The following is a 14967-nucleotide window of genomic DNA, read 5'->3' on the forward strand; positions in this document are numbered from 1 at the left end:
ACTTGACAATTTTTGATATAATTATACAATGGAAATCTGTGCAAAATTGCTGATTGCACGATAGTTCTTCCTTATCAATTTTATCTTACCACAAAAAAATCGATAAGTCTAGGGGTTCCACAAAAAAAGTCGCGATTTTTGGAAATGTTGGTGAGATTAGCGCCAGAGGAATAAGAGAGCAATTCCAAACAGAGAGAGGACTGCGCCGAGAATGGCGCGAATGCTGACGAATTCCCCCAGGGCGATCGCCAGGGGGAGGACAAAGACGGGACTGGTAGCGCCTAGGGTTTGGGCGATGCCTGCGGGAGCGAATTTGAGGGAAATCTGCTGTAACCAAATCCCGAGATATGTGCTAAAAAATGCGGTGACGAGAACGATCGCCACCAGACGTTTAGACCCTAATTGATAGAGCACGCGGCGACCCTGTTTCCATAAGATCCACAGCAGCAAGAGGGAAACTCCGGCTAATAAGCGAATCAAGGTACTCCATAAGGGGTCGATCGCCGTTTGGGCGAGGGCAGCGCGAGAGAGGACCGCCCCCACTGCCTGAGCGAGGGCCGCCAGTAATCCCAAACTGACTCCTGGCACCAGGGGGTTGCTGGTTTCGGTCCCGGAAACCCGTTCAGCAATAGTCCAAGCAACGCCAATAATCGTGATGAACATCCCACTCCAGGCGATCGGGGTGAGTTGTTCCCGTAAAAAGAGGAGGGCGAGTAAGGCAGTGAAGGGGGGTGCCAAGGTGTGAATTAAGAGGGTGCGCCTTGCACCGAGTTGGTTGAGGGCGGCAAAAAACACGGTATCCCCAAAACTAATGCCGATTGCGCCACTGAGGAATAACAGGAATAGGGGGAAGGCGAACTCGTTGAGGGTAACAAAGGGAGGGGAAAGCGCAGGAATGAAAGCGGTGGAATCCAGGGCAGGCAGCAGGAAGTCTCGCAGAAAGAGAGTGAGCAACAGCAGGGCGATCGCCACGACTCCTTTGCTTAAATTGAGCAGCATCGGCGGAATTTTTTGGCCGAGGTAACCGTAAACCACCGAGGCGACTGCCCACAATAATGCCGCACTAATAGCGGCCAACTCACCTTTAAATTCGGCGATCGCATTCATTCGGAACAAAGGGTTAAATAAGGGCTCTATTTATAGTATCATGTTTAGGGAGTAATCGGGCGATCGCAGGACTTTTTGCGGTCCATTTATTAGCACTCTAGTCTTGAGAGTGCTAATAAATATTCAGGCGATCGCACCCTGGAGGAATAGATTTGTCAAATTCAATCTAAACTTGTAAAATAGAAGCTATTCTGGTAACAGCGGTAACGATTTGCTCGCAAAAACCCTGGTATCAAAGAGATATTAAAACCAAAGTAGAAAGCGGGAGGATGTGGCTATGGAATACACCTTCGACATTTTAGGGGTTTCCCCAATTTTATATTTTTTTAACCAACAACAGGAGAAAGTCATCGCTGATTCAGGAGTTGGAGTGGAATATCTCGCCACTCCAAAATGTACCTTGGATGCCTTTATTGATTCCGTTCAGACTGTTTCTCCCAGTAAGGAGTGGGATTTAGATGGCGTGGTCCAAACGGTGATCAACTTTTGGATGCATAACCCGGATAAAATTGGCTATTGGAAAGAGCGATTAGAAGATGCGGGAGAGCAAAATTTATTAGTAGCTCGCGTGGCGGATTTGGGGTCATTACGCGCTACCTTTGAATCGATTCTAAAGCATTAAGCAAGGCTAAAGGCTGAAGTTCGTACTAACGACTTCAGTCGTTCTCTTGATGTTCGTAGTAACGACTTCAGTCGTTCCTAATGTTCGTAGTAACGACTTCAGTCGTTCCCAATGTTCGTAAACTTCATAAGGAATTCGGTTGCTCTAGGTCTATAAAAACCCGCACCCTCAAGGGTGGGGCACTTGCGGACGAAGCGGTGCCTGCGCGGGCTGATGAGTAAAAATGATTTTTATTACCGGATTTGGTATGAGAGGGCGTATGCAATACGCCCCTACAAATACACCTTGACAGCGGCAGTCTATAAAAACCCGCACCCTCAAGGGTGGGGCACTTGCGGATGAAGCGGTGCCTGCGCGGGCTGAAGAGTAAAAATAATTTTTTATTACCGGATTTGGTATCAGTCATTCTCAATGTTCAACGTCCCGACTTCAGTCGTTATCCCCAGTCACCCAGTCAGTCAAGGAAGAGGACTTTTGAGAAGCTGACCCGTGAGGGTTTGTTCATGAGTAAATCTACTCAACAAAACTCCTTCAGTTCAGAAAGGGGATGACAGGTGATACCGATCGCCCAGAAGCCACGATCGCGATCGCATTGAGTGTTCGATAAGAATCACGGCGCAAGTATCCATCATGGCTGATAATGAATAGTATGAGGAGTAGGTGATGGGGAGTGTAACAGCATGAAATCAGGTATATTTGCGATCGCCGCATGGACAATCACAATCACGATGAGCGCCACAATGACAGCACCAGCAGTGGCTGAAAACCCCGAACACCTGAAACAGTTGCTAGAAACTAACCAGTGTCGGGGATGTGACTTGAGCTTCGTTAATCTAGCGGGTCAAAACTTACGCGGGGCGAACTTAGAGGGCGCAAACCTCAATGGGAGTAACTTAGAGGGCGCGAATCTAAATGAAGCCTATTTAGTAAATGCTGAACTCATGGATGCTTCATTACGCGGGGCGAGTTTGATTGCCGCCAGACTACATGGGGCGAATTTGGAGAATGTAGACTTATCCCGTGCTAACCTCACACTAGCGGGGATGGTGATTGCGAATTTAACGAATGCGAATTTGCAATCGGCGAACTTAGTCGGTGCCAACCTAGAGAGTGCCGAACTGGTGGGAGCCAATCTTTATAACACCCGACAGTCTGTAGGGAACGAGCTACAATTCAGTCTTCAAGATGGCGGACCCTATCCCTTTGATATCGCGGGGGTGAACCTGCGCGATGCTAACCTCACCGATGCGAACTTGATGGGTGCCAACCTGATGGCGTCGGATCTCACGGGGGTTCAGGTGAACTATGCCCATCTCCAGCAGGCACAACTCGACGGTGCAAATCTGCCACAAGGATTTACGATTTCTAAGTTTTAAGGGCGATCGTCGCAGGGTGCAGACTAAGGGAACTCCAAAAAATAAAACCTTCAAAAAACCCGCAGGCTGTTCGCGAAGCGTTCCGCTAGGAAAGCCTGGAGGCTCACAGGACAAAGCCCGCCTGCGCGGGCTAAAAGAGTCTTGTTAGGTGCTTAACCATCGGGATTTGGATGATTTATTTGTTGGAACACCCTAAGCAACTGCGAAATTGTGAGATAACAGAGAATTGAGACGTGATAAAATCTCAATTCTCTGTTTTTGTATGGCTAAACCCGAGACCCTTTAAGGTGTCGATTTTTGCAGATCTATCAGAGCTGTACTGCCATCGGGGGCGATCGCACCGCGTAAATCAGCCTCAGCGAACTCCGCATCTGTTACGTTCGCACCGAGTAAATTAGCTCCGAGGAGATTGGCTCCCGTTAAATTAGCCCCGGTGAGGTTGGCATTCTCCAGATTAGCGCGAGAGAGGTCCGCCCGAGTCAGGTCCGCGCTGCTCAAATTGGCTCCACTGAGGTCCACCCCACTGAGTCGGGCCCCAGAGAGAGTGGCATCCACCAAGGAAGACTGAGGGCGAATCCAATAAACCCCGGCGCGGTTCGCATCGAACTCCTTGTCAAAGGAAGTATCCGCATCACAGAGAACAGAATGGAGGTCCGCCTCACTTAAATCCGCTCCCCGGAGGTCAGCAGAACGGAGATCGGCGCGGTAGAGATAAGCTTGAGCGAGGTTGACATCGGTGAGTTTGGTCCAGCGCAGGTCCGCTTTATAAAGATAGGCGAGGGATAAATCTGCTTTCGGGGCGATCGCATAAGCATTTCTGCCGTTAGGATCAAACCCCAGGGGAAACTGAGTCTGGCTATTATAGAGCGCCTGAGAAATATCCGTCCCGCCCATATCCGCCCATCTCAAATCCGTCCCTCTGAGGTCCGCCCCTTTCAGATAAGCCCCTCTGAGGTCCGCCCCTTTGAGGTCCGCGCCTCGAAAATCGGTCCGGCGCAGATAGGCGGAACTCAGATTAATTTCCTGTAAGGTAGCATCGCGAAAAACGGCTCGGCTGAGGTTCGTGCCACTCAGGTGGGCCTCACAGAGATTGACCTTGGAAAAGAGTCTTTCTCCTTGAGCATATCGGGTGAGCAGTTGATGAATGTCCATGAGTGGTTTGTCATTTGTCATTTGTCATTTGTCATTTGTCCTTGGTCATTGGTCATTTGTCCTTAGGGTATTCCAACAAATAAATCATCCTTGCTTTGATGCGATCGCACCTAACAAGGCTCTTTTAGCCCGCGCAGGAGAGGCTCTGTCCTGTGAGCCTCCACCCTTCAGGGTGCGGGTTTTTTGAAGGTTTTATTTTTTGGAGTTCCCTTAGAAGCGTTCCCCAATCTTGAAGATGGCGCTGAGGTCCTGTTGATCGCTCACGGCAAATTCCAGACGCACAGGACCAAAATCCGTGAGTAATCGGACCCCGAGACCGATGCCGAACCCATTGCCTGGTTTATTTCGCACTTCTGCGGGTTCGCCATAGACCGAATCCCCAGAACCGAGGTCGCTGGCAAAATCAGCAAAGATAGTGCCGCCTAAGGCTGAGGAATAGGGGATATCTAAGTCTTCAATGAGGGGAAAACGATATTCTACGGTGCCTTGGATATAATGTTGTCCGGTGCCGATTTCGCCGTCCTGATACCCCCGCACCGAGTCACTGCCGCCGAGATTAAAGGCTTGATAGGGTGGGACATCGCCGATGATGGTGCCGCCTTGGAGGTTGAAGACAAAGGTTTGGCTCTGAAAGGGGACGAATTGGGTAAAACTGGCACTTAAGCGGTTAAACAGGATATCGGAACTGCCAACGGGGATGGATTGTTCGGTTGCCAGTTGAAAGCGATAGCCTTGGGTGGGCCATTCGGTACTGTTTCGGCGGTCCTGGAGGAGACCCAAGTTGACGGTGACGAGGGTATCGAGACCTTCTTCGCTGAAGGTGAGGGGATTGCCGAGGCGATCGCTGGCGTAGAGGCGATCCGTAAAGGCGGAATTGCGAATGGCAACGCGCTGGTAACTGGCTCCTGCGGAAAGTACGACGCCGGTTGGGGTGACGGGTTGGTAGAAGGTGAGGCTCCCTCCGAGGCGATCGACCCAAGCTTCATGGTCATGGATGAGATTGACTTCGCGATCGCCTTCGAGAAATTCGGGTTCGGGCGATCGGGTATTAAATAACCGGACTTGATATCCCGAGTCGGAGGGTCCAGACTCTAGCCAAGGGTCGGTATAGCGGAAAGTGGCCCCAATGGTGCGCTCACCTCCTTCCAGACGCAGATCGAGGGTTTGGTCATTTTCCCCCAGGTTGGTCAGAATCAAGTCAAGGGTGCCATGAATCCCTTTAATCGAGCTATAGCGGGGTAAGGGAACGATCGCAAAATCCGGGTCTTCATCCAGTTCTTCTTGAATGGTTTCCAGTTCTGGACGCTGAGGTTGAGTCGGGGGGGTTTGGCGCTGTTGGGAAATTAAGCGTTCTAAACCCTCGCTTTTTAAATCTTCTGCGGAATAGGAGGACTGGGTGGGGTGTTCCGGTGAAGAGACCTCTCCCCAAACCCCTCCCCTGAGAGGGGAGGGGCTTTGATATGGTTCTAAGAGGGTGGGGGTTGGAGGCAGGAACCAATCGACTGCCGGGGGATAGAGGAATTGAAGATTGAACGGGGTTGTTTCTGTCCCTTGTCCCCAAGCGGGGAGGCGAGTGATGAAAAGGGCAGAAGTTGCTCCTAGCAACAAGGCTAGGGTTTCTAGGGATTTATACAAGATGATATTCGCGGTCATGCCGTTGACTCCCACAGACTCCATGATGGTATCGGGCGGCTCTTTCTGGCGATCGAGCAACCGGACTGGATAACGCAATGATTGGGGTCGGTGGCAGAAATACTGGGCGGGTTTGCACCCCAACCGATCCCCAAATCTCCTCTATCTTAGGCATTTGTGGGACCGGCGATCGCATTGAGGGGATTGCTTGGTTTTTTATTGATGGGGGAATCCTGACAGAAGGGCGATCGGGCCTATGCAATCAGACCCGTTAGTTACAAATGATGGTGGCCGTCGGGAAGAATAGTATTATGGAGATTGGCCCCATTGAGATTGCTGTTCCAGAGATTCGCACCGATTAAATTCGCATCGGTTAAATCAGCGCCCCCAAAATCAGCAGCAATCAGGTTGGCACTGCTCAGGTCGGATTCTTGTAGATTTGCGCCGACAAAGCTGGTACTGACGAGATCCGCACCGGAACAATCGGTGTTTGATAGATTAGCATTCATTAAGTCAGCCTTATTCAGACTCGCTTTCCACAAGCTGGCCCTTTGCAAATCCACACGGTTTAAATCCGCTTGTCCGAGTTGAGCCAGCATTAGATTGGCCCGAATGAGTAAGGCATCACTGAGATTGGCTTTTTTGAGGAGGGTTGCCGTCAATTTAGCATCGGTTAAATTGGCTCCACTGAGATTGGCCCCATTGAGATTAGCGCGACTTAAATTAGCATCGGTTAGGTTAGCCCCCGCTAGGTTAATTTCGGGCAACTGAGCGCGATAGAGGTAACAACGGCGCAGATCTACGCCCGGGAAATCTCGTTCTCCTTCTCTGTAGCGATTGAGAAGTTCATCAGTATCCATCAGATTTGTTCAAGAGTGATAGGACAGAAAAAATGAAAAGATGACAGCCCTGATTTCCCCTGATTTTCCCCTAAGTTGCGAGGGTTCGATCTGACCCTTTTGCCTGGATTCGGTCATGGGATCAAACCTTGACTGTAGCGCTTCCCAGAATAAAGCCGCCCACAACCTGCCTTGCGCTTTGGTGCTGAGGATCGATGCCTTCGCTCACAGCGCCCGGACATTTCCTTAAGGACCAACAAGTGTGGACGGCCAACACCAAAAATAAATATACGGCGATCGCCGTTTTAATTAACGATAACGTCTCTTGCGTCGCGCAGCACTGGCCTTGCGTTTACGTTTTTCCTGCGGGGTTTCAAAATGGCGACGGCATTTAACATCGGCGAGGATCCCCGCTCGCGAGACTTGCCGTTTAAAGCGACGTAAGGCGGATTCAATGCCTTCGCTTTCTCCTACTAAAACTTGGGTCATTCTTACTCCTTTTACTAGAGGTCCATTGGCTGTGAGATAGCCTCAAGTCAGAACTTTACAGTTCTTATTTTACTTGAGGCCAGCAAAAATGGCGGCCTATCTGTATTATGCCCTAACAGGGTTGACGATAGCCCGCACGCCAGGGTGAGTATCTAATATCAAAGTGTGCAGATGAGGAGATGAGGAGATGTCCTAGCGAAATGATGCTAGTTGATTTTCACCACACCTCGATCATGCGATTGATTAGGTTGGGGAGAATTATCTGTAACCGCCACCGCCTCCGCCGCCGTAACCACCACGTCCACCACGGTTACCACCGCCACCGCCACCGCGTTTGTTATCATCGCGGGGTTTTGCTTTATTTACTTTGAGATCTCGACCCATCCATTCAGCGCCATCAAGGGCGTCAATGGCAGCGGTTTCTTCTGCATCGGTGTCCATTTCAACAAAACCAAAGCCACGGGGACGCCCCGTTTCCCGGTCCGTGGGAAGGTTAACTCGTTTCACCGTACCATATTCAGCGAAAACGCTGTTTAGGTCTTGTTCGGTGACATCGTAGGAAAGATTGCCTACATAAATCGACATGGAAAGCCTCCAAAAGTTTAAGGGGATTCAGTTTCATCAGAAGTACCTGCCGACGAAGCCGATTCGGATTGATCCGGAGGCAATTCTGGAGCAAATAGCAAAACTCATTACTGAATCAAATTTTTCTTCACTACTTTAACATACTGCCCCAAGGTCGGTTAGTGTTTTTGTTTAGGGAAATTATTGAGGAGATTGGGGGTCATTGGTCATTTGTCCTTTGTCCTTTGTCCTTGGTGGATGGCGTGGATGGGGGAGATGGGGAGGATGGGGGAGATTTTGTCAGGAAACGTGGGGTTCTGGCCTCTATTATCTACCGAGATTCTAAGCATTCGCGGAGGCGATCGGCTAGATGTTGGACCTGGGGCTTTCTGAGCATGGTGAGGTGGTTCCCGGGAATCCGAATCAGTTTAATCGGTTCCTCTGTGAGTTGGCCCCAGCCCAAGGTGGGGTCCTGACTAGGGGCGATTGCCCGATCGCCCGAGGCAATCAAGGTGAGGCGATCGGGATAAATCGAGGGTTGATACTGTAGAACCCTTACAAAAGTAGGTTTTTTACTTCCAGTCCTCTCCGGTGATGTCTTGGTCCGGGTTAGGGTGGAGTTCTTCTGACGTGGCGATTCCCTACGGGAGAGCTTCCGCTTACCGCCACATAAAGCACTATATTGAGGCGATCGCGCCTGTAGGGAGCCGGGTGCCAACCTCACCTACGCGATCGCGCTTGGACCCCACCCTAACACCCATTAATTTAGGTTTATCCTCGACTATTTTCAAACCTCATCTACGCGATCGCGCTTGGACCCCACCCTAACCCTCCCCTTGCCAAGGGGAGGGGACCGGAGAATCACCATCAACGTAAAAAACCTACTCTTGTAAGGATATCCGCCTCCGGTGCAATCACCTGGACAGGTTCCCCATCCACTGCCGCAAACCTCGTCCGTAATGCTTCATGACGGTTGCCAATGGCGGTAAAAGTAGCAGTTAAAGCAGTTAAATTCACCTCTCCAGTTAACTGCAATGCTGTGGTGAGATTATAGAAAGAATGACCGGGAGCAAACTGGTCAATAAACCACAATCGCTGTTGAGCAAAAGAGGTGGGAAAGACAAATACATCTGTCTCGGGAGAGAGATTTAAGGCATCCGGCGCGGGGGTTAAAGGAGAGTTGAAAATGTTGGATTCCATTGGGGTCATCTGGAAAAACAGTAAATTTCAGCGCACCCCATCGGAGGAAATTTGGTCAAATCAACGGGTTAAAACCCGGGAATGGGTGATTTCAACCTAGATTCAGCCTAAGTCACACCGCACAGAGTCAGCAGTCAATCCTCAACATGAACTGCTGCCATAGCGCTGATATTTCCTAGAGGATAGACCCCTGCTCCCCGCTTGTCCATACACCAGAGGAAGAGAAGCGGAGGCTACATAAGTATAGAGTTTGTATATAACATGGAATGTAGCGGCGCTTCGAGAAGCGCCTGTCAAGGTGGTAAATTGAATGACGAACAAGAGTGATGGAATGTAGCGGCGCTTCGAGAAGCGCTTGTCAAGGTGGTAAATTTAAAAACGAAAAATCGTTGTTTCTTGTAGGGTCGCTTCGAGAAGCGACCCAGGGCGCAAGCATTGCGCCCCTACAAATTAAATACACCTTGACAGCGCTAGTTGTAGACATTTGCCACCTTGCTATGCATAGACATTGGGCTGGGTATTTAGTGAGAAGTGCTAAATTGAAAGTGCAAGTATTGTACACCGGCAAGAAACACCGATGTTTTGTCGTACAGTCAGCCAGGACCCAGGTATCCACCCCGGTTACCAGAATTTTAAGTTTCCATCCCCTTGCGGGGAATTGATAGGGATTAACGAAAGGAACAAATCAAATGTTACAAGGATTAGTCACTTTACAGCAGTTGTTTCCGTCCCCTTGCGGGGAATTGATAGGGACTAACCTTAGAAACTTTAAGAACATCAATTATAATATCCGAAATAGTTTCCGTCCCCTTCCGGGGAATTGATAGGGACTAACCTGTATGAAGAATCCACCTTTAATGAAAGCATTCAAACTAATGTTGTTTCCGTCCCCTTGCGGGGAATTGATAGGGACTAACTTTGTCGCACAACCAGCGACCCGTTAGTTTTAACTGAGTTTCCGTCCCCTTGCGGGGAATTGATAGGGACTAACGAGAATGGACTAGCAATAGCCTTTGCTATTACTAAAGAAGTTTCCGTCCCCTTGCGGGGAATTGATAGGGACTAACCTGAGAAGCTGGTTGCAGCATTACTGATGAATCCCAGTGTTTCCGTCCCCTTGCGGGGAATTGATAGGGACTAACCCTTATAGAGAGGACCCTACTAATGAAGGTTCTCAAAGTTTCCGTCCCCTTGCGGGGAATTGATAGGGACTAACTCTTTTACGTACCGTTCAAACAGGTAAACGAACCCAGTATGTTTCCGTCCCCTTGCGGGGAATTGATAGGGACTAACTCCATAGTACTCACCTCTACGGTGAGACCATCCGTACAGTTTCCGTCCCCTTGCGGGGAATTGATAGGGACTAACTGTGAAAGAGTTATTTGAGCTCTCGCAAGTTAAAGGGGAGGTTTCCGTCCCCTTGCGGGGAATTGATAGGGACTAACAGTGACATTCTTAAGTTCAATATCGTCTGTGACGTTTCCGTCCCCTTGCGGGGAATTGATAGGGACTAACATAACTTCAACCAATTCCCTTGTTGAACCGACATTCGTCGTATGTTTCCGTCCCCTTGCGGGGAATTGATAGGGACTAACTATCTGAGGATAACGAAGAATGTTAAAGTCAATTCAAGTTTCCGTCCCCTTGCGGGGAATTGATAGGGACTAACGTACGGGTAGAGATTGCTCCTCTGACGTTGGAAACAGCGTTTCCGTCCCCTTGCGGGGAATTGATAGGGACTAACTAAACATTATCCTCCATATGTAGAAGAACCTCTGAAACAATTGAAGTTTCCGTCCCCTTGCGGGGAATTGATAGGGACTAACAAGCCTCAATGGAAGGTAAACGAGAAACATTCCGTATGGTACGGTTTCCGTCCCCTTGCGGGGAATTGATAGGGACTAACGGAAGAAATTGAAGTTGAGGAGTATGAGGAACTAGTAAGTTTCCGTCCCCTTGCGGGGAATTGATAGGGACTAACGATTCCCTTGATGCAACCTCAACTTCATCTTCTCCTATCCTTAGTTTCCGTCCCCTTGCGGGGAATTGATAGGGACTAACATCATCTCTTCGGTGAAACCAGAGTTCTTACCGTACTCAGAAAAGTTTCCGTCCCCTTGCGGGGAATTGATAGGGACTAACCAGATGGGGGACCATTTCGTCGATGCTAAAGAAGCAGCTGAGTTTCCGTCCCCTTGCGGGGAATTGATAGGGACTAACGAGAAAGTGCAATGCTTCCAAAAAGCCACATCCTATGAGGACGCGTTTCCGTCCCCTTGCGGGGAATTGATAGGGACTAACTACTCGTTTTCGGTGAAATGAGCGTGAAAGACACCGATTATGGTTTCCGTCCCCTTGCGGGGAATTGATAGGGACTAACCTCTCTGAAAAGTGGGGAGTTCAGTTCTCCAGTTGAAGGAGAAGTTTCCGTCCCCTTGCGGGGAATTGATAGGGACTAACGTATTATCAGTCTGTGTCTGAGAAGCTTGAGCAGACTGAGGTTTCCGTCCCCTTGCGGGGAATTGATAGGGACTAACGTGAAGCTCGGAGTGCTGACCTTTGGTTGAAGGAGTGGTTTCCGTCCCCTTGCGGGGAATTGATAGGGACTAACATTAGGCTGCTAACCAGCAACCATTTGACAAAGAGAGTTCGTTTCCGTCCCCTTGCGGGGAATTGATAGGGACTAACCTATGGAGTTACATTAGAGTCCCTCAAACCTTTCACTTCATCAAAGTTTCCGTCCCCTTGCGGGGAATTGATAGGGACTAACCTAGGTAAGGAAGAAGTAGCTTGTTATGTAGTGTTTCCGTCCCCTTGCGGGGAATTGATAGGGACTAACGGGTGACCAAATGGATTGGTGCTAATGGTAATGTGTCCGGTCGTTTCCGTCCCCTTGCGGGGAATTGATAGGGACTAACAATAGAAAGTCATGGGAGTATGAGGTTGAAATCCCTTTCAGTGTTTCCGTCCCCTTGCGGGGAATTGATAGGGACTAACCAATCACGAACGCAGGCTTTCAGAAGCGCAAGGATGCTAACAAGTTTCCGTCCCCTTGCGGGGAATTGATAGGGACTAACTACTCGACTTTCGCTCAATCCACTGAAGGCATACTGGCGTTTCCGTCCCCTTGCGGGGAATTGATAGGGACTAACTCTCCTCTGCTAAAATCGCTCAAGCTCGTAAGAAGTTTCCGTCCCCTTGCGGGGAATTGATAGGGACTAACTTCTCTTTGGCTGTAGGAGCATAGCCTTTATCCTCTAGGTTTCCGTCCCCTTGCGGGGAATTGATAGGGACTAACAATCCTCTAAGAAGGTACTAGTAAGAACTCCATCTGGGAAGTTTCCGTCCCCTTGCGGGGAATTGATAGGGACTAACCCTATCTAGTTGAAACCCTTGCACTATATAGTTTTCAAGGTGCGATCGCGCCAAAGTACAGAGAGTCAACTTAACAAAACTTAACGCGCTGCTTTAGCGGGATTAGACCGACGGAAATCCGTCCATAACAGAACAATAGCGCAAAAGGTCGCAATAAAAAAGCGGGAAATTACCCGCCTTATCTCATTTTTCCTCCAGATTACGCTCAAATACTCTCTCTAGCTCATTGCGTCGAATCCCTGGAAAATTTTACATTCCGTTACAAACGCCAGAAACCCCACCGGGTCAAGGATAGAGGAAATCTCAAGCCCCCTGACCCGGACTAAACCCTTCAAAAAATTAAATAATCCGGGGGTTCATACAAGGGAGGACTGCCGTAAATTTTCGCCTGCTTCTTCGCCGTCCGAGTCAACGGATAGGCGCGCAGACTGTCTTCCGACAGATTCAACACCTTCACCCAGCGATTCTCCATCAACCCGGTGAGGGTTTCCTCATCCAGGGGACACTCAAAAACGGAATACTGCACCCTCTGGCAGCGCTGTTCCATCAGTTTTGCCAATTTCGTGCGGCGCTTGTTATCCCGGACATCGTAGCAAACCAACCAAAAATCGGTCATTTTATGGTAAAAGACTCATAATCTAGGGAACATTCCACCAAACAGCGCCCCACCCATCGCGCCTGTTCCACCAGAATCTGGCTCAACATTAGGCGACGATTTTGGGGCGGATAGAGCATCGGCGTGCGAAATTGGCGTTCCAACTCCCCCAAATAGAGCTTTTTCGCCATTTTCCCCAACCATATCCCCTCCCCATCGGGGGAGGGTTCAAAATCCAGAGGGTCCAACGTCTCGGACTTGACGATCGCAATGGCCGCGCGGTCCACAATCACCGGGCGAAACTCCTCCATCAAATCCAGCACTAAATTGGGCCGATAGGGTTCCACGGCGTGAAAAAACCCGAAATAGGGGTCCAGGGCCGCTTGCACAGAGGCGGCAAACACCCGCGCCAGCAGCACCCCATACCCCCAACTCAGCAAGGCATTAATCGGGTCCAGGGGAGGGCGACGATTGCGCCCGGTAAAATTCCACTGGGGGGGAAACCAGTGGCGCAGTCCTTGGTAATAGGCGCGGGCGCAAATCCCTTCCACCCCCATCAGTTCATCCCGGTTCAGGGGGGTTTCGGTCTGTTTCAACCGCGCGGAATAGGAAGCAATCAGGTCGATCGCCTCGGTGAGTTCGCTAATTTTGCCCTGAGTCGCCCGGTTGCGCTGCTGCAACACTGTGCGCTGGTTGCGGATTTTCCCCATCACCAATTTCTGGGCGAGGGCCATGCCAAAGGTGGTATTAACGGCGCGATACTGGGCCAACCGAATCGTGGGATTGGTTTGAAACTGACCCTGGAGGCGTCCGCGAAACCGTCCATCACTTCGCAGAAAGATGGTTTCAATGCCGCAGTCGAGCAATTCAGCAATGACAACATCGGTGAGTTGCACTCCCGGCAGGACAACTACGAGGTCAATTTCCGACAACCGGCAGGTGTTGGACTGCTCCTGGCGTTGAATAATCAGGGTTTGATTGCGATAGCGGACAACGGTTCTGGGTTCAGTCAGATATAAGGTAGTCATGGTTTTAGGGTGAGCAATGCTTCTCTAAGTAAAGCACCCCTATGGAAGACCCCTCTTCTATACGTGGTGTATAATAAAAAGGTAATCATACGGAATCCGGTTGTTAAATGTGTTTAAGAACCCGCAGGCTGAAGCCTGGGGCTATACGGACAAAGCCCGCCTGCGCGGGCTAAACCCCGCAGGCTGAAGCCTGGGGCTATACGGACAAAGCCCGCCTGCGCGGGCTAAAGAGTGAGCGAAAGGTGACTTTTGACAACCGGATTTGGTAAAACACGTGGATAGGTAAAACTATGTCAAGAACCCTGAATAAACAACTGGTGACGTATCGGAGTTGGATGGTGGCGATCGCCAATGCCGGAGTCACTTGGGTGATTTTAATTATTGCGCCCTTGGGACTGTTTTCGGTGATGACCTGCACCTTGCTGGTCTTTGGGGCCAGTTTGGTGAATGGATGGATTAGCGATCGGGCATTGCTGGGACTATTAGCAGCAGGCGATCGGGACTTGATGACGGCAACGGGAATGGCAAAAGTGAATTTAGAGGAACGAGGAGGAATGGGCGATCGAACCTTCACCTCAGAGGAGCGTAAGAACTTACCGAGGGATTAAAACCAGGGAGTGGGGTGAGAATATCTGAGGTGAGGAATTGAGGGCTAATACGGAATCCGGTTGTCAAAGGTCTGTAAAAACCCGCAGCGTCCAGCCCGGAGGCATACGGACGAAGCGGTGCCTGCGCGGGCTCAAGAGTAAAACGACTTTTAACACCCGGATTTGGTATAAAACCGACACCTGTAGGGTCGCTCACCTGTAGGGTCGCTTCGGGAAGCGACCCTGGGGCTTCGAGCATCGAAGCCCCTACAAATAGAGGAATTGAGGGCTAAAACCGACACCTGTAGGGTCGCTTCGGGAAGCGACCCTGGGGCTTCGAGCATCCAAGCCCCTACAAATAGAGGAATTGAGGGCTAAAACCGACACCTGTAGGGTCGCTT

The 14967-nt window shown here is 50.1% G+C and carries 14 protein-coding genes and 1 CRISPR repeat array; of the genes, 4 read left to right on the forward strand and 10 right to left on the reverse strand.

Features of this window, described 5'->3' with window-relative positions; all coding sequences use genetic code 11:
• Positions 1–156: 156 nt before the first annotated feature.
• Positions 157–1107: a DMT family transporter gene (locus NG833_RS07260; protein ID WP_254564646.1), complete on the reverse strand. Its 951-nt coding sequence runs from the start codon at positions 1105–1107 to the stop codon at positions 157–159.
• Positions 1108–1384: 277 nt separating this feature from the next.
• Here NG833_RS07260 and NG833_RS07265 point away from each other — a divergent pair, with 277 nt between their 5' ends.
• Together NG833_RS07265 and NG833_RS07270 are read left to right on the forward strand one after the other, a co-directional pair.
• Complete coding sequence (locus NG833_RS07265) at positions 1385–1729, forward strand: hypothetical protein (protein WP_254564634.1); 345 nt, start codon at positions 1385–1387, stop codon at positions 1727–1729.
• Positions 1730–2409: 680 nt separating this feature from the next.
• On the forward strand, positions 2410–3105 hold the full coding sequence (locus NG833_RS07270; protein ID WP_254564635.1) for a pentapeptide repeat-containing protein: 696 nt from the start codon (positions 2410–2412) through the stop codon (positions 3103–3105).
• A 282-nt stretch (positions 3106–3387) separates the two neighbouring features.
• Here the strand turns inward: NG833_RS07270 and NG833_RS07275 are convergent, their stop codons facing one another.
• A complete protein-coding gene (locus NG833_RS07275) occupies positions 3388–4278 on the reverse strand; it encodes a pentapeptide repeat-containing protein (protein WP_254564636.1) in 891 nt (296 codons plus the stop codon).
• 189 nt (positions 4279–4467) lie between these two features.
• The gene (locus NG833_RS07280; protein WP_254564637.1) at positions 4468–5988 is read right to left on the reverse strand and encodes a BamA/TamA family outer membrane protein; all 1521 of its coding nucleotides are present in this window, start codon (positions 5986–5988) and stop codon (positions 4468–4470) included.
• Between NG833_RS07280 and NG833_RS07285 the strand changes: the two genes are divergently transcribed.
• The gene (locus NG833_RS07285) at positions 5988–6164 is read left to right on the forward strand and encodes a hypothetical protein (RefSeq protein WP_254564638.1); all 177 of its coding nucleotides are present in this window, start codon (positions 5988–5990) and stop codon (positions 6162–6164) included. The two genes, NG833_RS07280 and NG833_RS07285, sit on opposite strands and share 1 nt — an antisense overlap.
• Here NG833_RS07285 and NG833_RS07290 read toward each other — a convergent pair whose 3' ends face one another.
• From NG833_RS07290 to cas1, 7 genes are all read right to left on the reverse strand, one after another.
• Positions 6165–6749 carry a pentapeptide repeat-containing protein gene (locus tag NG833_RS07290; RefSeq protein ID WP_254564639.1) on the reverse strand — a complete coding sequence of 195 codons (585 nt, stop codon included), beginning with the start codon at positions 6747–6749 and terminating at the stop codon, positions 6165–6167.
• A gap of 288 nt (positions 6750–7037) precedes the next feature.
• Positions 7038–7217, reverse strand: a complete 180-nt coding sequence (rpsU, locus tag NG833_RS07295) for a 30S ribosomal protein S21 (RefSeq protein WP_015146781.1) — start codon at positions 7215–7217, stop codon at positions 7038–7040.
• Between the two features lie 258 nt (positions 7218–7475).
• A complete protein-coding gene (locus tag NG833_RS07300; RefSeq protein WP_254564640.1) occupies positions 7476–7802 on the reverse strand; it encodes an RNA-binding protein in 327 nt (108 codons plus the stop codon).
• Positions 7803–8112: 310 nt separating this feature from the next.
• Entirely contained in the window at positions 8113–8499 is a 387-nt protein-coding gene (locus tag NG833_RS07305) for a hypothetical protein (protein ID WP_254564641.1), read from the reverse strand.
• Between the two features lie 149 nt (positions 8500–8648).
• Positions 8649–8981 (reverse strand): condensation domain-containing protein, encoded by a 333-nt coding sequence (locus NG833_RS07310; RefSeq protein ID WP_254564642.1) that lies wholly within the window; start codon positions 8979–8981, stop codon positions 8649–8651.
• A gap of 636 nt (positions 8982–9617) precedes the next feature.
• Positions 9618–12356: direct repeats of the CRISPR family, unit length 37 nt; unit sequence GTTTCCGTCCCCTTGCGGGGAATTGATAGGGACTAAC.
• Positions 12357–12687: 331 nt separating this feature from the next.
• A complete protein-coding gene (gene cas2 / locus NG833_RS07315; RefSeq protein WP_254564643.1) occupies positions 12688–12972 on the reverse strand; it encodes a CRISPR-associated endonuclease Cas2 in 285 nt (94 codons plus the stop codon).
• Positions 12969–13979, reverse strand: coding sequence for a CRISPR-associated endonuclease Cas1 (gene cas1 / locus NG833_RS07320; protein WP_254564644.1), 1011 nt, complete (start codon positions 13977–13979; stop codon positions 12969–12971). Before cas1 ends, cas2 begins: the two co-directional genes overlap by 4 nt.
• A 290-nt stretch (positions 13980–14269) precedes the next feature.
• Between cas1 and csx18 the strand changes: the two genes are divergently transcribed.
• Positions 14270–14587 carry a CRISPR-associated protein Csx18 gene (gene csx18 / locus NG833_RS07325; protein ID WP_254564645.1) on the forward strand — a complete coding sequence of 106 codons (318 nt, stop codon included), beginning with the start codon at positions 14270–14272 and terminating at the stop codon, positions 14585–14587.
• The last annotated feature ends 380 nt before the right edge of the window (positions 14588–14967 follow it).

Source organism: Oscillatoria sp. HE19RPO (assembly GCF_024220515.1).
Taxonomy (GTDB): Bacteria; Cyanobacteriota; Cyanobacteriia; order Cyanobacteriales; family Laspinemataceae; genus Laspinema.

What these genes read in the sequence shown, in the direction of transcription:
- rpsU (WP_015146781.1), bottom strand. Translation starts at nt 7,217, where the DNA reads ATGACCCAAGTTTTAGTAGGAGAAAGCGAAGGCATTGAATCCGCCTTA.
- NG833_RS07265 (WP_254564634.1), top strand. Translation starts at nt 1,385, where the DNA reads ATGGAATACACCTTCGACATTTTAGGGGTTTCCCCAATTTTATATTTT.
- NG833_RS07260 (WP_254564646.1), bottom strand. Translation starts at nt 1,107, where the DNA reads ATGAATGCGATCGCCGAATTTAAAGGTGAGTTGGCCGCTATTAGTGCG.
- NG833_RS07285 (WP_254564638.1), top strand. Translation starts at nt 5,988, where the DNA reads ATGATTGGGGTCGGTGGCAGAAATACTGGGCGGGTTTGCACCCCAACC.
- cas1 (WP_254564644.1), bottom strand. Translation starts at nt 13,979, where the DNA reads ATGACTACCTTATATCTGACTGAACCCAGAACCGTTGTCCGCTATCGC.
- NG833_RS07290 (WP_254564639.1), bottom strand. Translation starts at nt 6,749, where the DNA reads ATGGATACTGATGAACTTCTCAATCGCTACAGAGAAGGAGAACGAGAT.
- NG833_RS07270 (WP_254564635.1), top strand. Translation starts at nt 2,410, where the DNA reads ATGAAATCAGGTATATTTGCGATCGCCGCATGGACAATCACAATCACG.
- NG833_RS07300 (WP_254564640.1), bottom strand. Translation starts at nt 7,802, where the DNA reads ATGTCGATTTATGTAGGCAATCTTTCCTACGATGTCACCGAACAAGAC.
- csx18 (WP_254564645.1), top strand. Translation starts at nt 14,270, where the DNA reads ATGTCAAGAACCCTGAATAAACAACTGGTGACGTATCGGAGTTGGATG.
- cas2 (WP_254564643.1), bottom strand. Translation starts at nt 12,972, where the DNA reads ATGACCGATTTTTGGTTGGTTTGCTACGATGTCCGGGATAACAAGCGC.
- NG833_RS07275 (WP_254564636.1), bottom strand. Translation starts at nt 4,278, where the DNA reads ATGACAAATGACAAACCACTCATGGACATTCATCAACTGCTCACCCGA.
- NG833_RS07310 (WP_254564642.1), bottom strand. Translation starts at nt 8,981, where the DNA reads ATGGAATCCAACATTTTCAACTCTCCTTTAACCCCCGCGCCGGATGCC.